This window comes from Streptomyces sp. RKAG293 (assembly GCF_023701745.1).
In the GTDB taxonomy this organism is placed as follows: Bacteria; Actinomycetota; Actinomycetes; order Streptomycetales; family Streptomycetaceae; genus Actinacidiphila.
Genome location: NZ_JAJOZB010000001.1, coordinates 2,644,430 through 2,664,952 on the forward strand (window position 1 = coordinate 2,644,430; position 20,523 = coordinate 2,664,952).

Annotated in this window: 19 protein-coding genes; 6 read left to right on the top strand and 13 right to left on the bottom strand. The window is 70.5% G+C overall.

The genetic code is table 11. From position 1 onward, the window contains the following. Positions 1 to 248 precede the first annotated feature (248 nt). From whiA to LNW72_RS11690, 6 genes are all read right to left on the bottom strand, one after another. Positions 249 to 1,226, bottom strand: coding sequence for a DNA-binding protein WhiA (gene whiA, locus LNW72_RS11665; RefSeq protein WP_250975334.1), 978 nt, complete (start codon positions 1,224 to 1,226; stop codon positions 249 to 251). Further along, positions 1,217 to 2,224 carry a uridine diphosphate-N-acetylglucosamine-binding protein YvcK gene (gene yvcK, locus LNW72_RS11670; protein ID WP_308401922.1) on the bottom strand — a complete coding sequence of 336 codons (1,008 nt, stop codon included), beginning with the start codon at positions 2,222 to 2,224 and terminating at the stop codon, positions 1,217 to 1,219. Before yvcK ends, whiA begins: the two co-directional genes overlap by 10 nt. Beyond that, positions 2,221 to 3,144, bottom strand: coding sequence for an RNase adapter RapZ (rapZ, locus tag LNW72_RS11675; RefSeq protein WP_250975335.1), 924 nt, complete (start codon positions 3,142 to 3,144; stop codon positions 2,221 to 2,223). The genes yvcK and rapZ overlap by 4 nt, the downstream gene beginning before the upstream one ends. 45 nt (positions 3,145 to 3,189) lie before the next feature. Continuing rightward, positions 3,190 to 5,199 carry an excinuclease ABC subunit UvrC gene (gene uvrC / locus LNW72_RS11680; protein WP_250975336.1) on the bottom strand — a complete coding sequence of 670 codons (2,010 nt, stop codon included), beginning with the start codon at positions 5,197 to 5,199 and terminating at the stop codon, positions 3,190 to 3,192. A 74-nt stretch (positions 5,200 to 5,273) separates the two neighbouring features. Further along, positions 5,274 to 6,194, bottom strand: coding sequence for a hypothetical protein (locus tag LNW72_RS11685; RefSeq protein WP_250975337.1), 921 nt, complete (start codon positions 6,192 to 6,194; stop codon positions 5,274 to 5,276). Positions 6,195 to 6,201: 7 nt separating this feature from the next. Beyond that, entirely contained in the window at positions 6,202 to 6,885 is a 684-nt protein-coding gene (locus LNW72_RS11690) for a papain-like cysteine protease family protein (RefSeq protein WP_250975338.1), read from the bottom strand. Between the two features lie 236 nt (positions 6,886 to 7,121). Here LNW72_RS11690 and LNW72_RS11695 point away from each other — a divergent pair, with 236 nt between their 5' ends. Further along, entirely contained in the window at positions 7,122 to 8,033 is a 912-nt protein-coding gene (locus LNW72_RS11695; protein ID WP_250975339.1) for a hypothetical protein, read from the top strand. An 86-nt stretch (positions 8,034 to 8,119) separates the two neighbouring features. On the opposite strand, the gene LNW72_RS11700 is transcribed toward LNW72_RS11695, so the two are convergent. Next, positions 8,120 to 8,776: an MBL fold metallo-hydrolase gene (locus LNW72_RS11700; RefSeq protein ID WP_250975340.1), complete on the bottom strand. Its 657-nt coding sequence runs from the start codon at positions 8,774 to 8,776 to the stop codon at positions 8,120 to 8,122. Between the two features lie 34 nt (positions 8,777 to 8,810). After that, on the bottom strand, positions 8,811 to 9,542 hold the full coding sequence (locus LNW72_RS11705) for a maleylpyruvate isomerase family mycothiol-dependent enzyme (RefSeq protein WP_250975341.1): 732 nt from the start codon (positions 9,540 to 9,542) through the stop codon (positions 8,811 to 8,813). Between the two features lie 221 nt (positions 9,543 to 9,763). Here LNW72_RS11705 and uvrA point away from each other — a divergent pair, with 221 nt between their 5' ends. Beyond that, the gene (uvrA, locus tag LNW72_RS11710) at positions 9,764 to 12,772 is read left to right on the top strand and encodes an excinuclease ABC subunit UvrA (protein ID WP_250975342.1); all 3,009 of its coding nucleotides are present in this window, start codon (positions 9,764 to 9,766) and stop codon (positions 12,770 to 12,772) included. 105 nt (positions 12,773 to 12,877) lie between these two features. After that, the gene (locus tag LNW72_RS11715; protein WP_250975343.1) at positions 12,878 to 13,297 is read left to right on the top strand and encodes a Rieske (2Fe-2S) protein; all 420 of its coding nucleotides are present in this window, start codon (positions 12,878 to 12,880) and stop codon (positions 13,295 to 13,297) included. A 9-nt stretch (positions 13,298 to 13,306) separates the two neighbouring features. Here the strand turns inward: LNW72_RS11715 and LNW72_RS11720 are convergent, their stop codons facing one another. Further along, positions 13,307 to 14,071, bottom strand: a complete 765-nt coding sequence (locus LNW72_RS11720; protein WP_250975344.1) for a GntR family transcriptional regulator — start codon at positions 14,069 to 14,071, stop codon at positions 13,307 to 13,309. A 142-nt stretch (positions 14,072 to 14,213) separates the two neighbouring features. On the opposite strand from LNW72_RS11720, the gene LNW72_RS11725 reads away from it, so the two are divergent. The 3 genes from LNW72_RS11725 to LNW72_RS11735 all read left to right on the top strand — a co-directional run bounded on the left by LNW72_RS11725 (position 14,214) and on the right by LNW72_RS11735 (position 15,641). Beyond that, positions 14,214 to 14,558: a hypothetical protein gene (locus tag LNW72_RS11725; protein WP_250975345.1), complete on the top strand. Its 345-nt coding sequence runs from the start codon at positions 14,214 to 14,216 to the stop codon at positions 14,556 to 14,558. Next, complete coding sequence (locus tag LNW72_RS11730) at positions 14,555 to 14,980, top strand: hypothetical protein (RefSeq protein ID WP_250975346.1); 426 nt, start codon at positions 14,555 to 14,557, stop codon at positions 14,978 to 14,980. Before LNW72_RS11725 ends, LNW72_RS11730 begins: the two co-directional genes overlap by 4 nt. A gap of 139 nt (positions 14,981 to 15,119) precedes the next feature. Then, positions 15,120 to 15,641, top strand: coding sequence for a hypothetical protein (locus tag LNW72_RS11735; protein ID WP_250975347.1), 522 nt, complete (start codon positions 15,120 to 15,122; stop codon positions 15,639 to 15,641). 29 nt (positions 15,642 to 15,670) lie between these two features. Here the strand turns inward: LNW72_RS11735 and LNW72_RS11740 are convergent, their stop codons facing one another. The 4 genes from LNW72_RS11740 to LNW72_RS11755 form a co-directional block, all read right to left on the bottom strand. Beyond that, positions 15,671 to 16,681: a cytochrome c oxidase assembly protein gene (locus LNW72_RS11740; RefSeq protein WP_250975348.1), complete on the bottom strand. Its 1,011-nt coding sequence runs from the start codon at positions 16,679 to 16,681 to the stop codon at positions 15,671 to 15,673. A 112-nt stretch (positions 16,682 to 16,793) separates the two neighbouring features. Continuing rightward, positions 16,794 to 17,774: a TerC family protein gene (locus LNW72_RS11745; RefSeq protein WP_164298507.1), complete on the bottom strand. Its 981-nt coding sequence runs from the start codon at positions 17,772 to 17,774 to the stop codon at positions 16,794 to 16,796. A gap of 81 nt (positions 17,775 to 17,855) precedes the next feature. After that, positions 17,856 to 19,691 (bottom strand): TerD family protein, encoded by a 1,836-nt coding sequence (locus LNW72_RS11750; protein WP_250975349.1) that lies wholly within the window; start codon positions 19,689 to 19,691, stop codon positions 17,856 to 17,858. Between the two features lie 175 nt (positions 19,692 to 19,866). Further along, positions 19,867 to 20,445, bottom strand: coding sequence for a TerD family protein (locus LNW72_RS11755; RefSeq protein WP_138356309.1), 579 nt, complete (start codon positions 20,443 to 20,445; stop codon positions 19,867 to 19,869). Between the last annotated feature and the right edge of the window lie 78 nt (positions 20,446 to 20,523).

The window sequence follows — 20,523 nt, forward strand, 5'->3', positions numbered from 1 at the left end:
TCAGCGGCCGTTTTCCCAGTTCACCCCGCCTGTCACGGAGTGTCACCGTGGAGGCCGTCGGTAACCGCTCCGGATGCTGAGACGGCCGGTCCCACAATTCAACAAACCGTTCGGCGCCGCCACCGGGCCGCGTCCGCACGGCGGTTGGGCTTCCCATCGGTTCCGCCGCGGCGGCGGCAGCCGGACGCACCGCGCCCCGGTGTCCTGTGCGGAACACCGGGGCGTGCGGTGGGTGAACGGCGGCGCGGTCAGCCGACCATTTCCTCGGTGAGGTTCGCCTCGGTGCCGGGCATCCCCATGTCGGAGGCACGCTTGTCGGCCATCGCCAGCAGCCGGCGGATGCGGCCGGCGACCGCGTCCTTGGTCAGCGGCGGCTCGGCGAGCGAGCCCAGCTCCTCCAGCGACGCCTGCTTGTGCTCGATCCGCAGCCGGCCGGCCGCCGCGAGGTGCTCGGGGACCTCCTCGCCGAGGATCTCCAGGGCACGCTGCACCCGGGCGCCGGCCGCGACCGCGGCCCGCGCGGAACGGCGCAGGTTCGCGTCGTCGAAGTTCGCCAGCCGGTTGGCGGTGGCCCGGACCTCGCGGCGCATCCGGCGCTCCTCCCAGGCCAGGACGGAGTCATGGGCGCCGAGCCGGGTCAGCAGCGCGCCGATCGCGTCGCCGTCCCGTACGACGACCCGGTCGACGTTGCGCACCTCGCGGGCCTTGGCCGGGATCTGCAGCCTGCGGGCCGCGCCGACCAGCGCCAGCGCTGCCTCGGGGCCGGGGCAGGTGACCTCCAGCGACGAGGAGCGGCCCGGCTCGGTGAGCGAGCCGTGGGCCAGGAAGGCGCCGCGCCAGGCCGCCTCGGCGTCACAGGTGGCGCCGGAGACGACCTGCGGGGGCAGGCCCCGGATGGGGCGGCCGCGGCCGTCCACCAGACCCGTCTGCCGCGCCAGCTGGTCACCGCCGGCGACCACTCTGACCACGTACCGGCTGCCGCGGCGCAGCCCGCCGGGGGCCATCACCACCAGGTCGGAGGAGTGGCCGAAGATCTCCAGGATGTCCTTCCGCAGCCGCCGGGCCGCGATCCCGGTGTCGAGCTCCGCCTCGATCACGATGCGGCCGCTCACCAGGTGCAGACCGCCCGCGAACCGCAGGATCGACGAGACCTCCGCCTTCCGGCAGCAGGTCCGGGTGACGGGGAGCCGGGAAATCTCATCCTTCACCGCTGCCGTCATCGCCATGGGCCGATCCTTCCACGCATACGAAAAATCCGGTCATACGCGGTGGCCAACAGCTCCGGATCGTGCCGCGGCCCGTCAGGGGCCGCTATCCGCGCCAGCTCGACCGTGCCGCACAACCGTTCGGCAGCCTGGGCCAGGCTCTCCCGGTCGGGCACGGCGGCCTCATCGGCCAACACCACGTCGATGGTGAGTTTAGGGGCGTGTCGGGCCAAAACCTCCAAGTGACGCTGCGGAGAAAAGCCGTCGGTTTCCCCCGGCTGGGGTGCGAGGTTCAGTGTGAGGACCTTGCGAGCCCGGGTGTTCACCAGTGCGTCGGCCAGTTCCGGGACCAGCAGATGCGGGATCACCGAGGAGAACCAGGACCCCGGTCCGAGGACCACCCAGTCGGCGTCCAGGACCGCCTGGACGGCCTCCGGAACGGCCGGCGGATCGGCCGGCAGCAACCAGACTTCCTGCACGTCACCGGGGGTGAGGGCGACCGTGGCCTGGCCCCGTACGGTGGTGGTCTCGTCGGGCTTCTCGGGGTCGTGCCCGCGGACGCTCGCATGGAGGTCCAGCGGCACCGCGGACATGGGCAGCACCCGGCCGTGCGCACCCAGTAGCCGGCCGACCCATTCGAGTGCCGCGACCTCGTCGTTGAGCTGCTCCCAGAGGGCGACAATCAGCAGATTGCCTACGGCGTGTCCGTGCAGATCGCCCTTGCTGACGAAGCGGTGCTGGATCACCTGCGCCCAGGTCCGCCCCCACTCGTCGTCCCCACACAGCGCGGCCAGCGCCTTGCGCAGGTCACCGGGGGGCAGGACGCCCATCTCCTCGCGCAGCCGGCCGCTGGAACCGCCGTCGTCGGCGACGGTGACGACGGCGGTCAGGTCGCCGGTGATCCGGCGCAGGGCGCTCAGCGACGCGGACAGGCCGTGGCCGCCGCCCAGGGCGACCACTTTCGGCGGTACTCCGGAGCGACGGCTCGTGCGACGCAGGCGCCGTGCCGTCCGGATCACTCGCGCCCCATGTCCCGGTGGACGATGACGGTCTCCACCCCGTCCGAGGAGAGCCGCGCGGCGAGCCGCTCGGACATCGCGACACTGCGGTGCTTGCCGCCGGTGCAGCCGACGGCGATGGTCACGTACCGCTTGCCCTCCCGGCGGTAGCCGGCGGCGATGATGTGCAGCAGCTCGGCGTACCGGTCCAGGAACTCCTTGGCGCCGGGCTGGTTGAAGACGTACTGGGCGACCTCGTCGTTCAGCCCGGTGTACGGGCGCAGCTCCGGGACCCAGTGCGGGTTCGGGATGAACCGGCAGTCGACCACCAGGTCCGCGTCGACCGGGAGCCCGTACTTGAAGCCGAAGGACATGACGGTCGCCCGCAGCTCGGGCTCCTCGTCGCCCGCGAACTGGGCGTCCATCTTCGACCGCAGCTCGTGCACGTTCAGGCTGGAGGTGTCGATCACCAGGTCGGCCTCGCCGCGCAGCTCGCGCAGCAGGTCGCGCTCCTTGGCGATGCCGTCCACGATCCGGCCGTCGCCCTGCAGCGGGTGCGGGCGGCGGACGGACTCGAAGCGGCGCACCAGGAGGTCGTCGGAGGCCTCCAGGAACACCACGCGGCGCTTGACGCCCTTGGTGTCGAGGTCCGCCAGCGACTCCCGCAGGTTGTCGAAGAAGCGGCGGCCGCGGACGTCCACGACGACCGCGATCCGCGCCACGTTGCCCTGCGAGCGCGCGCCGAGGTCCACCATGGTGGGGATCAGGGCGGGCGGCAGGTTGTCCACGACGAACCAGCCGAGGTCCTCGAGGCACTTGGCCGCGGTGCTGCGGCCGGCTCCGGACATGCCGGAGATGATCACCAGTTCGGGGATGGCCTCGGCGGCCTCACCCGCTCCACCGGTCGTCACGGTTGCTCCGTCTCCGTCGTTCTCTGTCATCGCTGTCTCCCCCGTTCCACTGAGGCGGCCCCCGGGTGCGGCCGTCTACTCATCCTCAATGATCTCTCCCGTGGCGGTGTTCACCGCGGGAACGGCGGGCGCGGCTCCGGCCAGGGCCGCGGCGACCGTCTCGGCCGTGCGGCGGCCGATGCCCGGCACCTCGCAGATCTGCTCCACCGTGGCGGCCCGCAGCCGCTTGAGCGAGCCGAAATGCTTCAGCAGCGCCTGGCGGCGTGTCTCGCCGAGGCCCGGCACCGCGTCCAGGGCGCCCGCCTTCATCGATTTCGATCGTTTGGTGCGCTGGTACGAGATCGCGAAGCGGTGTGCCTCATCCCGGATCCGCTGCAACAGGTACAGGCCCTCGCTCGTGCGGGGCAGGATCACCGGATCGTCGTCGTCCGGCAGCCAGACCTCTTCCAGGCGCTTGGCGAGGCCGCAGACGGCCACGTCCTCGATGCCCAGCTCCGCGAGTGCCCGCTGGGCGGCCGCGACCTGCGGCTGCCCGCCGTCGACGACGACGAGCTGCGGCGGGTACGCGAACTTGCGCGGCCGGCCGGTCTCCGGGTCGATGGGCCCGCCCACCGCCTCGGTGGCCTCGCCGCCCTCGGCGCCGACCTCGCCGCCGGCCGCGCCGACGTCCCACTCGCCCGTCTTCTGCTTCTCCTGCAGATAGCGGCGGAAGCGCCGGGAGATCACCTCGTGCATGGACCGGACGTCGTCCTGGCCCTCGAAGGACTTGATCTGGAAGCGGCGGTACTCGCTCTTGCGGGCCAGACCGTCCTCGAAGACCACCATCGAGGCGACCACGTCGTCACCCTGGAGGTGCGAGATGTCGAAGCACTCGATCCGCAGCGGAGCCGTCTCCAGCTCCAGCGCCACGGAGATCTCCTCCAGCGCCCGGGAGCGGGTGGTCAGGTCCGAGGCGCGCTTGGTCTTGTGCAGCGCGAGCGCCTGCTGCGCGTTGCGCTGCACGGTGACCATCAGGTCCTTCTTGTCGCCGCGCTGCGGGATCCGGAGGCTGACCTGCGAACCGCGCCGCTCGCCGAGCCACTGGGTGAGCGCCTCGGCGGTCTGCGGCATCGCCGGGACCAGCACCTCCTTGGGGACGCCCTCGCCCTTCTCGTCGCCGTAGAGCTGCTGCAGGGCGTGCTCGACGAGGCCGGCGGTGTCGACCGCCTCGACCTTGTCGGTGACCCAGCCGCGCTGTCCCCTGACCCGGCCGGCGCGGACGTGGAAGATCTGGACGGCCGCCTCCAGCTCGTCCTCGGCGACCGCGATCAGGTCGGCGTCGGTGGCGTCGTTGAACACCACAGCGTTCTTCTCCAGGGCCCGCTTGAGCGCTTCTATGTCGTCACGCAGCCTGGCGGCCCGCTCGTACTCCATCTCGCCGGCCGCCTCCCGCATCTGCTGCTCCAGGCGGCGCAGATACGTGCCGGTGCGGCCGGCCATGAAGTCGCAGAACTCCTCGGCGAGTTCACGGTGCTCGTCCGGGGTGACCCGGCCGACGCAGGGGGCGGCGCACTTGCCGATGTAGCCGAGCAGGCAGGGCCGGCCGATCTGCGCGGACCGCTTGAACACCCCCGCGGAGCAGGTCCGCACGGGGAAGACCCGCAGCATCAGGTCCACGGTCTCGCGGATCGCCCAGGCATGGGCGTACGGCCCGAAGTAGCGCACGCCCTTCTTCTTGGGCCCGCGCATCACCTGCACCCGGGGGAACTCCTCACCCATGGTGACCGCCAGCGACGGATAGCTCTTGTCGTCCCGGTACTTGACGTTGAACCGGGGGTCGAACTCCTTGATCCAGGAGTACTCCAGCTGCAGCGCCTCGACCTCGGTGCCGACCACGGTCCACTCGACGGACGCGGCGGTCGTGACCATGGTGGCGGTGCGCTGGTGCAGGTTGGCGATGTCCTGGAAGTACGAGGACAGCCGCTGGCGCAGGCTCTTCGCCTTGCCGACGTAGATCACCCGGCCGTGCTCGTCCCGGAACTTGTAGACCCCCGGCGAGTCGGGGATCTGACCCGGCTTCGGTCTGTAACTGGAGGGGTCTGCCATGCCACCACCCTACTGGCGGGCGGTGACATTCCCGGTCCCGGCACGGGTCACGCGCGGGGACCGGGAATGACGGTTCAGCTACGCCGCATGGTGCGGCGGCGTACGCCGAAGGCGAAGGCGGTGATCAGCGCGAGACCGGCGCCGACCGCGCCGAGCGGGGCGCCCTTCCCGAGGTGCCCGTCCGCCGCGCTGTCCCCGGCGGCCTGCGCCTCGGGGGCCGCTGCGACAGCCGGAGCCGCGGCCGGAGCCGCGGCCGGACCGACTGCTGCGGGAACGGTCCCGGGAGCGGCTCCGGGGGCAGCCCCCGTGTCGTAGCCGCCGCCCAGGCCCGCCCTGTCGTACGCCGAGCCGGGCAGCTTGTCCCCGTACCTTCGGTGGACGAGCTGCTGGTAGCCGGCCAGGGTCGTGCCGGCGGCGCCGACGGCTTTGACCGCGTCCGGATCGAGCGGCAGGACCCTGCCCCCGCGCACCACGTACCAGGCGTCGATCTGCGGCTCCCGGAAGACCGTGGAACCGGGCTGCGCACCGCCCTTGGCGACGTAGTCGGTCTCGTCGCTCCCGGTGGCGATGTTCACCACCTTCCAGCCGGCCCCGCTGCGCACCGTCCACACGGAGGCGGTGTGCCCGTCGGCGGAGACCGCCTTGGTGGCGGCGAACTCCGGGAGCGCGACGGCCGCGCCCCTGTCCCCCGCGACGAAGCCGGGGTTGAGGGTGTTGACCGTGACGGTCGTGCCTTCGAGGTGCGGCGCCGCGGCCTTCGTGGCGCCCTTCAGAGCGGTGCCGCCGTCACGGGCGAAGAAGCGGGAGAGCGTGTCGAGGGTGGCCGGCGCCGCGGCGGCTTCGCGGGCGGCGGCGGGGGCTGTGGAGGTGGAAGCGGCGGAAGCGGCGGGTGTGTCGTCGGCGTGCGCCACGGGGACTGCGGCCAGAGTGAGCGCGCCGGACGCCAGCACGGCGGCGGCGCCTGCCGCGATCTTGTGTGTCGTGCTCGTCTTCATCGGCGCCTCACGCTCCGATCCGGTAGAGCGAATGGGTCCAGGAGAACGAGCTGTTGTTGACGTAGTACGAGTAATCCGCCCAGTTGTAGCGGTAGTTGGACGGCCAGGGGTCTCCCCAGTAGACGAAGTTGGTGGCGGTGTCGTAGCCGTAGAGCACATGCATGTGCCCGCCGCCGGAGCTCCACGCGATACGGGTCTCCACCGGCCGGTTGGCGCTGATCTCGCTCTGCACGGTGGCGTAGCGCAGATAGCCGGTGACGTAGCTGCCGGGGTTGATGCCGGCCCAGTCCAGCGCGCTCTGCACGTTGTCCAGCGACGCCTGCCAGTTGCCGCAGGTCGAGCCCTGGGCCCGGTTGAAGGCCGCGTTGCAGAACTGGTTCTGCGAGTAGGAGCGGCCGAACCAGGTGGCGATGGTGTTGCCGCTCGCGGCCCAGCACCAGTTGGTGTTCTGCTGCGCCTGCATGGTGATGTTCAGCTGCTTCGCGCCGGCCAGGGTGCTGGTCGCGGCGGCGGGTGCGGAGAGGGGCGCGGCGAGGGGCACGGCATGGGACGCGGGACCGGGTGCGGCACCGGTTGCGGCGCCGGCTGTGGGGGTGCCGGTGATGCCGAGGCCGAGCGTCGCGGCGAGTGCGAGCACGACCGCCGCGAGGCGCCCGCGGCCGCGCAACCGCATGCGGAGGGGATGGAGCATGGCGTTCCTCCCTGTCGGGAAGTGGGGGGTGGAGGAGCGCGTCCGGACGCTGGATCAGAGCATCGGGTGTTGTCGGGGACCGGTCAACGGGCTTCAATGTGGGGGCGAGCCAGGTGTGAACGCCCGCGGTACGGGTGTGAACACAGGGCGCGGATCAGCAGGTCAGCAGCGTGCCGCGAGACGTACCGGCCACCACGTGGGTGAACGTTCACAGACCGCGCGGCCGGAGGAGCGCGATGTCGCAGAGAACCGCATTGTCCGAGGCGCTGCGCACCGGGCCCTTCCACCACGCGCTGCGGACGGCCGTCGCCGCCCGCGGTCTGGCCCTGGAACGGGTGCGGCACCGGCTCGCGCAGCGCGGCGTGCGGGTATCCGTGACCAGCCTCAGCTACTGGCAGAGCGGCATCCGCAGACCGGAGCGGGCCGAATCGCTGCGCGCCGTCCAGGCGTTGGAGGACGTCCTGGAACTGCCCGCGCACTCCCTGAGCCGGCTGCTCGTCCCCCGCACGACGCCAGACCGGCCGCCGGCCCGCTCGTACCAGTACCTGATGGAACCCGCCGCGGCCCTGGAGACCCTGCTCGCGGAGCTCGGCTCCCCGGCGGACGGCGGACTCCACACCGTCGTGCACTACGAGAGGGTGCGGATCGGGGAGGCACGCGAGCTGCTCGCCCACGACTCACAGCATGTGGTCCGCGCACACCGCGACGGCGTGGACCGCTATGTGGCCATCCACCACGGGGACCCCGGCTGCGATGTCGAGCGGGTCCGGGTGCGGGCGGCCGACAACTGCCGCGTCGGACGCGTCAGACGGCACCAGGAGTCCGGCGTGGTCGTCGCCGAACTGCTCTTCGACGGCCGGCTCCGCGCCGGCGACACCGCCCTGCTCGGCTACGGCTTCGACGACGGCAGCGGCCCGCCGAGCGGCGAGTACGTCCGCGGCTTCCCCTTCGGAGGCGGCCAGTACGTCCTCCAGGCCGCCTTCGCCCCCACCACCCTCCCGGTCCGCTGCCGCCGCTTCGAACAGCCCACCCAGGGCGCCCCCCAGCAGGCGGTGGCCGAGCTGCTCCTCAACGGCCGCGGCACCGTCCACTTCGTGGAGGAGACGGTACGGCCGGGCCTGCTGGGCATCGCGTGGGACTGGTCCTGAGGGCCGGGCCGACGCACCCAGGGCGGACGCACTCAGCACGGATCCGTCGGGGTGGGGCCGGCCCGTTGCCGGGCGCCCCCGCCGGATCACCAGCCGCGCTTGCGCCACTCCGCGAGGTGCGGGCGCTCGGTGCCGAGGGAGGTGTCGTTGCCGTGGCCCGGGTAGACCCAGGTCTCGTCGGGGAGGGCGTCGAAGAGCTTGGTGGTCACGTCGCCCAGGAGGCGGGTGAAGGCCTCGGGGTCGTCGTGGGTGTTGCCGACGCCGCCGGGGAAGAGGCAGTCGCCGGTCCACAGGTGCGGGTGGCCGTGCGGGTCGTCGTAGACGAGGGCGATGCTGCCGGGGGTGTGGCCGACCAGGTGGCGGGCGGTCAGTTCGATCCGCCCGACCTGGATGGTGTCGCCGTCCTCGACCAGCACGTCGGTGGGGACCGGGATGCCCTCCGCGTCGTAGCGCCCGGCGTAGGTGCGCGCGCCCGTGGCGGCCTTGACCTCGGCGAGGGCGCCCCAGTGGTCGCCGTGCTGGTGGGTGGTGACGACGGAGGCGATTCCGTCGTCACCGATCAGGCCGAGCAGCGTCCGGGGCTCGGCGGCCGCGTCGATCAGCAGTTGGTCACCGGAGTCCCGGCAGCGCAGCAGGTACGCGTTGTTGTTCATCGCGCCGACCGCGACCTTGGTGATGATGAGGTCGGTGAGCTCGTGCACGTCCGGCGCGCCGCCGACCTTCACTTCTCCGTTATAGGGCATGCCGCCCAGGTTAATGGCGCCCAGTTCAATGGCGTCAGATGAGCGGTGGGAGGACGGGCAGCGGGTGGTCCGGGACGGTGGTCAGGCCGTCGCCCTTGGCGCGGCCGCTGACCCAGGCCAGCAGGGCGTTGCCGGTGCCGCTGACGGTGAGCTCCGGCTCGGTGGCCGCGCCGAGGTCCCAGGAGGATCCGCTGCCGGTGTCGTGCAGCCGCACGGCGGCGACGCCCTCGTGACCGGAGAGGCCGTCGAGGAGCGCCTCGAGCTGCCGCCCGGTGAAGTCCGCCGGCAGATCGTCGAAACCGCAGCCGATTCCGAGATCCACCTGGTGGAAGTTGATCTCGACGAGCCGCCGCCACGGGATCTCGGCCGCGGCGATCACCTTGCCGGACCGCATCCGGACCTGGGTGGCCCAGGCCTGCGGCGGAATCTCCCCGGTGGCCAGCGCGAAGCGCTCGGCGGAGCTCCGCAGATCGTCGAGGTGCTCGGCGAGCGGGCGGCCCGCGCCGTCGGCGATGTCCTTGTCGCGGACCTCGGTGCTGATGTACTGCGGGGTCTCCTCGCCGGTGCGCGCCCAGGTGAGGAGGTTGACGAGCGAGTCGGCGTTGCGGGCGAGGTGGGCCAGGACGTGGCCGCGGGTCCAGCCGGGCAGCAGCGAGGGCTCGGCGACCGCGGCGGCGGGAAGCGCCGCGACCGCCTCGATCAGCCGTTCGGTGGCTGCCTGCACGGCGGCCGCATCGCGGGCGGGGTCGGGTCGTTGGACGGACACAGGGCCTCCTGATCGACAACGTGCTCGACAGCTTGATCGACGGTGCACGGACGACGCTAGCGCGATCACTCGGTCGGGTGAACATGGCGGACGCCCTCCGTAAATCGAATGCGCGTGCTATAGGCTCGGTGTGTCACAACAGGAAGAAATGTTGACGGCGCCCCGTTTAGGCTGACTGGGGGTGCCGACCCTCTCCTTTTCTATGAAAGGTGCGCACTGGCGTGGCCGATCGACTCACAGTCCGTGGCGCTCGCGAGCACAACCTCAAGAACGTCTCGCTCGACCTCCCCCGGGACGCGCTCATCGTGTTCACCGGGCTCTCCGGTTCGGGCAAGTCCTCCCTCGCGTTCGACACGATCTTCGCCGAGGGGCAGCGCCGCTACGTCGAGTCGCTCTCCTCCTACGCCCGGCAGTTCCTGGGCCAGATGGACAAGCCCGACGTCGACTTCATCGAGGGCCTCTCACCGGCCGTCTCGATCGACCAGAAGTCCACGTCGCGCAACCCGCGCTCCACCGTCGGCACCATCACCGAGGTCTACGACTACCTCCGGCTGCTCTTCGCCCGGATCGGCAAGCCGCACTGTCCCGAGTGCCGCCGGCCGATCTCGCGCCAGTCGCCGCAAGCCATCGTGGACCGGGTGCTGGAGCTGGAGGAGGGCAGCCGCTTCCAGGTGCTCTCCCCGCTGGTGCGCGAGCGCAAGGGCGAGTTCGTCGATCTCTTCGCCGACCTGCAGACCAAGGGGTACAGCCGGGCCCGGGTGGACGGCGTGACCATCCAGCTGACCGAGCCACCGGTGCTCAAGAAGCAGGAGAAGCACACCATCGAGGTGGTCATCGACCGCCTCACCGTCAAGGAGAGCGCCAAGCGGCGGCTGACCGACTCCGTCGAGACCGCCCTCGGGCTGGCCGGCGGCATGGTGATCCTGGACTTCATCGATCTGCCCGAGGACGACCCGCAGCGTGAGCGGATGTTCTCCGAGCACCTGTACTGCCCCTACGACGACCTCTCCTTCGAGGAGCTGGAGCCGCGCTCCTTCTCCTTCAACTCGCCCTTCGGCGCCTGCCCGCAGTGCAGCGGCATCGGCACCCGCATGGAGGTCGACCCGGAGCTGATCGTCCCGGACGAGGAGAAGTCGCTGGAGGACGGCGCGGTCGCGCCGTGGTCCGGCGGGATGTCCAAGGGGTACTTCCAGCGGCTCGTCGAGGCACTCGGCGAGGAGCTCGGCTTCCGTACGGACATCCCCTGGGCGGGTCTGCCGGTCCGCGCCAAGAAGGCGCTGCTCCACGGGCACAAGACGCAGATCAAGGTGGCCTACAAGAACCGGTACGGCCGCGAGCGCGCGTACACGACCAACTTCGAAGGCGCGATCCCGTTCGTCAAGCGGCGGCACCAGGAGTCCGAGACGGACTCCAGCCGCGAGCGCTTCGAGGGCTTCATGCGCGAGGTGCCGTGCCCGACCTGTGAGGGCACCCGGCTCAAGCCGATCGTCCTCGCGGTCACCGTCCAGGGCCGGTCCATCGCCGATGTCTCCGCGATGTCGATCAGCGACTGCGCCGACTTCCTCTCCGCGATGAAGCTGGACGCCCGCGACAAGAAGATCGCCGAACGGGTTCTGAAGGAGGTCAACGAGCGGCTGAAGTTCCTGGTCGACGTCGGCCTGGACTACCTCTCGCTCAACCGCGCCTCGGGCAGCCTGTCCGGCGGCGAGGCCCAGCGCATCCGGCTCGCCACCCAGATCGGCTCCGGTCTGGTCGGCGTGCTGTACGTGCTGGACGAGCCGTCGATCGGTCTGCACCAGCGGGACAACCACCGGCTCATCGAGACCCTGGTGCGGCTGCGGGACCTCGGCAACACCCTGATCGTGGTGGAGCACGACGAGGACACCATCAAGATCGCCGACTGGATCGTCGACATCGGCCCGGGCGCCGGTGAGCACGGCGGCAAGGTCGTCCACTCGGGTTCGCTCAAGGACCTGCTGGCCAACGAGGAATCGCTGACCGGCCAGTATCTGTCCGGCAAGCGCTCGATCCCGATGCCGGACGTGCGCCGGCCGGTGGACCGTGACCGGCAGCTGACCGTGCACGGCGCCCGCGAGCACAACCTGCAGGACATCGACGTGTCCTTCCCGCTCGGGGTGCTCACCGCCATCACCGGCGTCTCGGGATCCGGCAAGTCGACGCTGGTCAACGACATCCTGTACACCCACCTGGCGCGCGAGCTGAACGGGGCGCGCAGCGTCCCGGGCCGGCACACCCGGGTGGAGGGCGACGACCTGGTGGACAAGGTCGTGCACGTGGACCAGTCGCCGATCGGCCGCACCCCGCGCTCCAACCCGGCGACGTACACCGGTGTCTTCGACCACGTCCGCAGGCTCTTCGCCGAGACGATGGAGGCGAAGGTGCGCGGCTATCTGCCGGGCCGCTTCTCCTTCAACGTCAAGGGCGGCCGCTGCGAGAACTGCTCGGGCGACGGCACGATCAAGATCGAGATGAACTTCCTGCCGGACGTCTACGTCCCGTGCGAGGTCTGCCACGGCGCCCGCTACAACCGCGAGACGCTGGAGGTGCACTTCAAGGGCAAGTCCATCTCCGAGGTGCTCGACATGCCGATCGAGGAGGCGCTGGACTTCTTCGAGGCCGTCCCGACGATCTCCCGTCATCTGCGCACCCTGAACGAGGTGGGGCTGGGCTACGTCCGGCTCGGCCAGTCGGCGCCGACCCTCTCCGGCGGCGAGGCGCAGCGCGTCAAGCTCGCCAGTGAGCTGCAGAAGCGCTCCACCGGCCGGACGGTCTACGTGCTCGACGAGCCGACCACCGGTCTGCACTTCGAGGACATCAGCAAGCTCATCAAGGTGCTGTCGGGCCTGGTCGACAAGGGCAACACGGTCATCGTCATCGAGCACAACCTCGATGTCATCAAGACCGCCGACTGGGTCATCGACATGGGCCCGGAGGGCGGCAACGGCGGCGGACTGGTGGTGGCCGAGGGCACCCCGGAGGAGATCGCGGGGTCGACGGCCAGCCACACCGGTAAGTTCCTGCGGGACATCCTGGGTGACCGGGTGAGCGACGCCACGGTGTCGCCGCGGAAGAAGCCGGCGGCGAAGAAGGCCCCGGCCAAGAAGGTCACCGCGAAGAAGGTCACCGCGAAGAAGGCCGCGGTCGCGGAGACCGTCGCGGCACCCGCCAAGAAGGCGGCGCCGCGCAAGAAGGCAGCGGGCAAGGCCTGACACCAGTACATCGGTACACAGGTAGGCACAGGTTCGGGACGTAGGGTACTGGTCGCAAGATCAGTCCCTGCGTCCCTTTCCGCGTCCTGAGCCTGGAGCACCACGATGACCGAACCGCACGCCGCCTGCCGCCGTACCGTCCTGCGGGGCGCGGCTCTCGCCGGAGTCGCCGGCCTGGGCCTCACGGCCTGCGGCGGATCCGGCAAGGACAAGGCGGCGGCCACCGGGCCCGTCGACCTCGGCCCGGCCACCGAGGTCGCCGTCGGCGGCGCCAAGCTGTTCCGTGACGACAAGGTCGTGGTCTCGCAACCCACCCAGGGCGCCTACAAGGCGGTCAGCGCCGTGTGCACGCACGCCGGCTGCGTGGTGGACAAGGTCGAGGACGGCATCGTCTCCTGCCCCTGCCACGGCAGCCGCTTCAACGCCACGACCGGCGCCGTCGTCCAGGGCCCGGCGACCGAGCCGCTGCCCGCCGTCGAGGTACGCGTCGAGGGCGGCAAACTGATCACCGGCCCCAAGGCCTGACACCCGGCATCAGTCGTCGAGGTCGATCGCGAACTCGACGACCGTGGTGTCACCGCGCCGGACGATCGGATGCGCAACCTCGACCACCCTGCCGTCGTCGGCGACGTGCCTGCGGGTGAAGCGGATCACCGGCACGGAGCCGCCGATGCGTAGCGTCGCCTGCTCGTCCTCGGTGGGCATGGCCGTGGTGAACGACTCGGTGATGCGGTTGACGTGGATGCCCAGAGTCTTGAACTGCGCACGAGTGCCGCCCGGCCACGGCTCATTGATCGGGTCGGCGACAGGCGTAGCGGCGACATCGGACCAGCGGACGTAGCTGATGGACATTTGCGTCGGAGCGTCGTTGTCGTAGAACACGAAGTGGCGGGCGAGGAGCGGTTCGCCGATCTCGCACTCGAAGAGCGCGGCCAGCTCGGCATCGGCTCGCTTCTTCACGTACCGCTTGTCGAGCCGGTACTCGGACCAGCCGATGCCCTGGTCCTTGGTGAACGCCGTTTGCGGCGCAGTGGTGTTGGTGCGGTACCGGTCAGCTGCCATGCGGTGAATGGGCGGCCGTTTGCGGACGATGGTGCCCGCGCGGGTCCGGGTCTCGATCAGCCCCTCGTTGCGCAGGACCGAGAGAGCGTTGCGGATCGTCGTCTCGGAGACGCCGTGCGCCTCGCACAGCTCCGGCAGGGTGGGCAGGCGGTCGTCCGGCGCGTAGGTGCCGTCGTGGATCTGGGCACGTACTTCGGCGGCGATGCGGAGGTACTCCGGCCGTTCCTCGCGGGGCACGCGAACCACCCTCCCGAGTGATCGTCCGATTCTGTACTCACATATTGGCCTCTTCACTTGACCCTCGCCAAGTCGCGCGTGATTCTGAGTACAGAAAGAAACTTTCCGTACTCAGAACGCTGCGGAGTTTGGGAGCACACCCATGCCTGAATCCGGACAGAGCTGGCAGCGCCGCTTCCCCGGGAACGCAGAGCAGGCTCGCGTCGTCCGGGTATGGGTGGGCAATCACGTGCGCCACGAGGACGCTCCGCTGCTGGCCGACGAACTGTTCGTCGCCGTCCTGGCGACACGGCCGGCGAAGATCCAGATGACCGTCTCCACGGCCGGCTACCGGGCCCGCATCTCCGCGTCCGGCAGTGTGGCGTTACCGCTGCACAGCGTCAGGGGTGCCGGTCTCTCGATCATCCGCGCCTTCTCGTCCTGCCACGGCACCACCCCGGACGATCACGGCCTCTGGGCAGAAGTCACCCAGGAGAAGACGCCATGAGCACCGACAACACCCAGCCTCCAGTCATCGACCCGGACCGGCTCACCATCAACCAATTGCGCGGACTGAACTGCGCGCACTGCGCAGCGCGCCTCTACCGCGCCCGGTCGATAGGCACACACCACATCGGGGCCGGCGTGTACGCCGACGACGTCGAACTGTATGCGTGCGAACCGTCCTGCGCCGTCGCGGTCGAACGGCAACCGCACGCATGGTGCCACTTGTGCCACGACCCGATCAACGTCGCAATGGCCGTCCCAATCGGCTACCGGCCCGCGCCGACCGGTCCCGGCCGCTTGCTGTACGCGGACGCCAAGTGCCGTGTGGCGTACCGGATCATCCCGCTCGCCGAGCACCCGGCGGACACGGACGGCACCATCCGCTTCCGCACCGCCGACCCGTTCGCTCCACGGTCGCGCTGAGTCCGGGCCGTCAGTGTTGACCAGCAGCGCCGGTACACGGCAGCCCACCCGGCAACGCTTGGTCACAGGTCCGTCACTCCGGCACCGGCCATCCCCCTGCGCTGCCACGCTGCATCCTCGAGATCAATCAGGGGGACCCATGCATGCTCATCCAGCCCGCACCGCCTTCTTCGCCTGCGGGCTCCTGCTCGCTACCGGCTGCTCCGTGGGCAGTTCGCCGACTCCGGACAAGCCCGTGGGCCAAGTCGGTCCGGGGAGCACCAGAACTGATGTCACGGCGACCACGGCGTTCGGCTCGATTGCCAAGGATGTTCCGAGTGCGAAGCTCACGGTCACGGTGACCGCTGAGAACGACAGCAATCACCTGATGGGGCGCCCCGGCCAGTACACGTCAGCGATCAAGTTCGCTGACAGTCGGATCAAGGGTGCCGACGCCAGCATGTACAAGACGGGCGACGTCGAACTCGGCGGCTGCATCGAAGTCTTCCCCACCACAGAGGCCGCGAAGACCCGCGCCGAGTACATCCAGAAGGTCACGGCGAGCATCCCCATGCTCGCCGAGTACGACTACCCGCACGGGACGGCCCTCGTCCGCGTCTCCCGGTACCTCACGCCCACCCAAGCCGCCGCCTACGACAAGGCCGGCTCCAAGCTCGGGTAACCGCTGGCCACAAGCTGGTCGGACAGGCCCTACGGGCGCCGCCTCATTCGTTGGCCCACTTCGCCCGCGTCCGTCTCCCACCAGGGGCGGGTCATTTCCGGGACGGCGGGGGCGGGCTCGTGGGCGGACGCGGGTGCCGGCGTGGTCGCGGGCTTTGCTGGGGCCGCTGGGAGGAGCTCCAGGTCCAGGCGGGCGTCCAGTTCTGCGGTTTTGGCTCGGTCCGTGCGCCACCACTGGGCGAAGACCGCGATCAGGAAGGGCAGTCCGACCAATTCGGCGAGGGTGAGCATCAGGCCGCCGCCGATCAGCTGGTCCTGCTGGAGGGTCGGGCCCCAGGTGCGGGGCTGGGACGCGTACCAGTGGCCGGCGACCAGGGTGCCGCTGGTCATGACGACGATGCCGGGGAGGGAGTCGAAGAGGCCGTCGAGGAAGACCAGGGCGGCCCGGACCGGGTGGGTGCACCAGCGGGGCAGCAGTTCCTGGTGGGTGAGCATCGGCAGGACGAACAGGCAGCCGGTCAGCAGCAACTGGAGATGCATCAGCTGGCGGACGGCGTCATGGCGCAGCGCCGTCTCGAAGTAGGGCGTGAAGTAGATCGTCAGCTCGGAGCCGAGTACCGCCGCCGAGCTGACCAGCGGATACGTCAGCAGGCGCACCACCCGGCCGGTCAGGACGCCGTGCAGCGGGCCGTCCGGGGCCGCCAGGGCCAGTGGGTCGCCGAGGGCCAGGCCCAGGGGGGCGATCAGGTCCAGCACGATGTTCTGCACGGCGGCGGGCCAGAACAGCACCCGCCCGTAGACCGCCAGGCCGGACATCGTGGCGACCACGATCGCGCCCAGGCCGAGCACGAGGAACGCCGTGGTCCGTGCGACCGGCCAGCGGCCGCCGGCGCGACGGTGCCGCCGCACGCCCGCCACGTAGAGGCCGCCCAGCAGGACCACGGCGGCGAGCGCCACGCCGTCCAGCTGCCAGGCGCCGAGGAACGTGGACACCGTCAGTTCCGGCAGAGCCGCCGCCGTGGTGCCGAGCGCAGCAGCCATGTCGTCCTCGTCCTCGCATCCGTCCGGTCCCGGCGGCCAACGCTAGACCTGCCGGGGTGGACGGATGCGGGCAGGGCCCGGCGTGTCGCTGCCGGGCCCTGCCCACCGCGCGTTACGCGTCGATGCTGTTCTTCTCGGCCGCCTCGGCCGCCGCCTGCTTCTTGGAGGCGAACAGGCTGGTGACGGTGGTGACCGCGAGCACGGCCACGATGACGCCGAGCGAGACGGGGATGGAGATCTCCGGGACGTTCACCCCGGACTCGTGCATCGCGTGCAGGACCAGCTTCACGCCGATGAAGCCGAGGATGACCGACAGTCCGTACGAGAGGTGGACCAGCTTCTTGAGCAGTCCGCCGATCAGGAAGTACAGCTGTCGCAGACCCATCAGCGCGAAGGCGTTGGCCGTGAACACGATGTACGGGTCCTGGGTGAGGCCGAAGATCGCCGGGATGGAGTCGAGCGCGAACAGGACGTCCGTGGTGCCGATCGCCAGCATGACGACGAGCATCGGCGTCATCAGGCGCTTGCCGTTCTCGACGATGAACAGCTTCGTGCCGTGGTACTTGTCGGTGGACGGGACGCGCTTCTCGACGAGCTTGAGGAGCTTGTTCTCCTCGAACTCCTCGTCCTCGGGATCGGCCAGCGCCTCCTTGATGAGCTTCCAGGCGGTCCAGATCAGGAACGCGCCGAAGATGTAGAAGACCCAGGAGAAGTTGGCGATGATCGCGGCGCCGCCGGCGATGAAGACGGCGCGCAGCACCAGCGCGATGAGGACACCGACGAGCAGCACCCGCTGCTGGTACTTCGTCGGCACCGCGAACTTCGACATGATCAGGACGAAGACGAAGAGGTTGTCGACGCTCAGCGACTTCTCGGTGATGAACCCCGCGAAGAACTCGCCCGCGGGCTGACCGCCCGCGAAGAGTGCGAGGCCGAGCCCGAACAGCGCGGCGAGGACGATCCAGACGACCGTCCAGATGCCCGCTTCCTTGATGGTGACGTCGTGCGGCTTGCGTCCGATGAGGAAGTCGACGGCGATCAGGGCACACAGACCCGCGATGGTCAGTGCCCACATGGTCAAGGAAACATCCACTGCGCCTCCGGTAGTTCACTACGAACAGTGAACGGTACCGGAATGCCCAAGAGAAGGCAAAGGTAAGGTCAAAATACCAGGTCAGCGGCCATACGCCTGCCGAGCAGCCGCGACCTGACGGAGGACCTGGGGCACCACGTGACTACCCGGAGGCACGAGCAGCGGCTCATATGTCCAGGCATGGCCGACCCAGGGGTCCGCGAGGTGGTCCTCGGGGGTCGGGGTGAGCCGCATCAGGGACCGCCACAGCGGGTCGAGGACCGGGCCGTACGCCCGTGCGTCGTCCCGGTCGGCCACCATCAGCAGGTGCACACCGACCGACGGGCCCTCGTCGGCGAGGTAGCGCAGCTGGTTGACGGTGCGGTCGTCGAAGCCGTACGGGAAGTCGTTGACGATCAGCAACTGCTCTGCGGTGTCCAGGTCCACCGGCAGCGAGTCCGGGGCGCCGGCCCGCATGGCCATCTGCACCAGGTCCACCCGCTCGGTCATCCTGCCGATCAGCGCCGCCACTCCGGCCGCGCCGGTGGCGGGCGGCATCCGCAGGGTGCCCGACTCGGTCAGCGGGGTGAGCGCGGCGCTGCCGGTGCCGGCCGGGTCGATGACGTGCACCGAGAAGTCACCGGCCGGGTACGAGGCGAGCAGCCGGGCCGCGATGGTGACCGCGATCTCCATGGCCAGCCGCCGGTCCTGCGAGCTGTCGATCCACAGACCGCGCTCCAGCGGCAGTCTGACCAGCAGCGGGATCCGCAGTTCGGGGGTCTCGGGCAGATGCAGATTGCCGAGCCTGGCGGCCATCGGCACCTCCATCGGCACCGTGTAGCCGTGCCAGACCGGGCTCTCCCAGCCGGCGTACGGCGGCGGCAGCGCCGGTTCGACGACCTCGGACTCGGCGCGCAGCTGCGCCAGGTCGCGGTCGAGGACGGCACGGGCCTGGTCCATGAGGTCGGTCTGCTTGGCGCGGGCCTGGTCCCGGGCGGCGTCGGCGGCCGGGCCGACGCGGGTGCGCGGGTCGGCCAGCAGCCGGTCCAGTTCCTGGTCCAGCCGGGACTCGGCGAAGTCGACCGCGCTGCGGTAGGCGGCGGTGGTGCGGGCCAGATCCTCGAACATGCCCCAGACCTGGTTGTAGAGCCGCTCCTCCATCGTCCAGCCGCTGGCGTCACCGGCGACGGGCTGCGGGGCGCTCCCCGGGGGCGTGGCGTCCGCCGGCCGGCCGGGCGGCAGGTCCGGGGTCTGCGGGGCGGTGTGCCGCCGGGGGTGCTGGTAGCTGACCGGGCCGCCGGGGGTCGCCCCCGCGGACGACGACGCCGGGGATCCGGCCTGCTGCCGGGGCGGCGGGGTGACCGAGCGGGCCAGTCCCTTCGCCACCGCGTCATGGATGCCCGCGGCGAGCCCGGCCGCCTCCGGAACTCCCTGGTCGCGCAGCATGGCGGCCAGGCCGCCCGCGTACCCCTGACCGACGGCGCGGACCTTCCACCCGCCCTGCCTGCGGTAGAGCTCGACGGCGACGACCGCGGTCTCCGGGCCGAGCCCGGTGATGGTGAATCCCGCGACCTCGGACCCGTCCAGCGTGGTGACCGCGACATGCGGAGCGGCCACCACGCCGAAGGAGGCCGGAACGCCGGCCGCGGTGGGGAGTGCGAGCAGCACATGGACCCGGTGGACGTCCTCGGAGAGGGCGCCCAGGTCCACCGCGAGCCGGTGGGAGGCGGCGGCCTGCTGGGACACTTCGAGGCCGGGCAGGTGCGGCGACCCGGGGTGGGCGATCCACTCCGTGCCGCTCACCCGCCCCTGCTCGTCACCAAGGGTGGCCACGGCCACCACCGGCGTGCCCGCCGTCACCCGGATCTCCAGACGGCCGGCGCCCTCGGGCCCGGCCGGGAGCGGATGATTCTGTCCCCGGACCAGCTCGGCAGCCATGCCGCCACCCCCCATTGGTGTTGTACGCGTCGTGCGTGTGCAGCTGTCGTGCGTGCGCTGCCGGCGTGCGTGCGCTGCCGTTGCTCTCGTGGTGCTGTTGTTCTCGTGGTGCCGTTGTTCCTTGGTGCTGTGGATCCGTGGTGCTGTCGATCCGTGGTGCTGGGCGCCTGTGGAGTCAGAGCGCCGGCAGGATCGACGGCATCAGGTCCTGGAACGTACGGCCTGCGGCCGGCGTACCGATGGCGGTCATCGACCAGCCGCTGCCCGCGCGCTGCACCTTCGCCATGATCTGCGCGGTGTACTGCCCGCCACCGGTCAGGGTGTAGCGGGCCAGCTCCTGGCCGTTGGTCTCGTCGACGAGACGGCAGAACGCGTTCTGCACCTCGGCGAAGGTCTGCCCGGTGAACGAGTTCACCGTGAAGACGATCTGGTCGATGTGGACCGGCACCCGCTGCAGGTCCACCAGGATCGACTCGTCGTCGCCACCCTGGCCGGCGCCGCCGACCACGTTGTCGCCGGTGTGCCGGACGGAACCGTCGTCGCTGACCAGGTGCCGGAAGAACACCACGTCCACCGGCTGCTTGTCGGCGAAGAGCACCGCCGAGGCGTCGAGGTCGATCTCCCGGGTGCGGCTGCCGAACAGACCGCGGCGGGGCGCGGCCTGCCAGCCGAGCCCCATCCGAACGGCCGTCAGCGTCCCCCCGTCGGACTTGGTAAGGCTGATCTGCTGGCCCTTGGTCATGTTGACCGTCACGCGCTGTCCCCTCTCACCCGTCACCGGACTGTGTGCGGTTGCCCCGCACCCTAACAAGACGCCGGGACAGCGCACCTC

What these genes read in the sequence shown, in the direction of transcription:
- whiA (WP_250975334.1), bottom strand. Translation starts at nt 1,226, where the DNA reads ATGGCGATGACGGCAGCGGTGAAGGATGAGATTTCCCGGCTCCCCGTC.
- rapZ (WP_250975335.1), bottom strand. Translation starts at nt 3,144, where the DNA reads ATGACAGAGAACGACGGAGACGGAGCAACCGTGACGACCGGTGGAGCG.
- uvrC (WP_250975336.1), bottom strand. Translation starts at nt 5,199, where the DNA reads ATGGCAGACCCCTCCAGTTACAGACCGAAGCCGGGTCAGATCCCCGAC.
- LNW72_RS11685 (WP_250975337.1), bottom strand. Translation starts at nt 6,194, where the DNA reads ATGAAGACGAGCACGACACACAAGATCGCGGCAGGCGCCGCCGCCGTG.
- LNW72_RS11690 (WP_250975338.1), bottom strand. Translation starts at nt 6,885, where the DNA reads ATGCTCCATCCCCTCCGCATGCGGTTGCGCGGCCGCGGGCGCCTCGCG.
- LNW72_RS11695 (WP_250975339.1), top strand. Translation starts at nt 7,122, where the DNA reads ATGTCGCAGAGAACCGCATTGTCCGAGGCGCTGCGCACCGGGCCCTTC.
- LNW72_RS11700 (WP_250975340.1), bottom strand. Translation starts at nt 8,776, where the DNA reads ATGCCCTATAACGGAGAAGTGAAGGTCGGCGGCGCGCCGGACGTGCAC.
- LNW72_RS11715 (WP_250975343.1), top strand. Translation starts at nt 12,878, where the DNA reads ATGACCGAACCGCACGCCGCCTGCCGCCGTACCGTCCTGCGGGGCGCG.
- LNW72_RS11725 (WP_250975345.1), top strand. Translation starts at nt 14,214, where the DNA reads ATGCCTGAATCCGGACAGAGCTGGCAGCGCCGCTTCCCCGGGAACGCA.
- LNW72_RS11730 (WP_250975346.1), top strand. Translation starts at nt 14,555, where the DNA reads ATGAGCACCGACAACACCCAGCCTCCAGTCATCGACCCGGACCGGCTC.
- LNW72_RS11735 (WP_250975347.1), top strand. Translation starts at nt 15,120, where the DNA reads ATGCATGCTCATCCAGCCCGCACCGCCTTCTTCGCCTGCGGGCTCCTG.
- LNW72_RS11740 (WP_250975348.1), bottom strand. Translation starts at nt 16,681, where the DNA reads ATGGCTGCTGCGCTCGGCACCACGGCGGCGGCTCTGCCGGAACTGACG.
- LNW72_RS11750 (WP_250975349.1), bottom strand. Translation starts at nt 19,691, where the DNA reads ATGGCTGCCGAGCTGGTCCGGGGACAGAATCATCCGCTCCCGGCCGGG.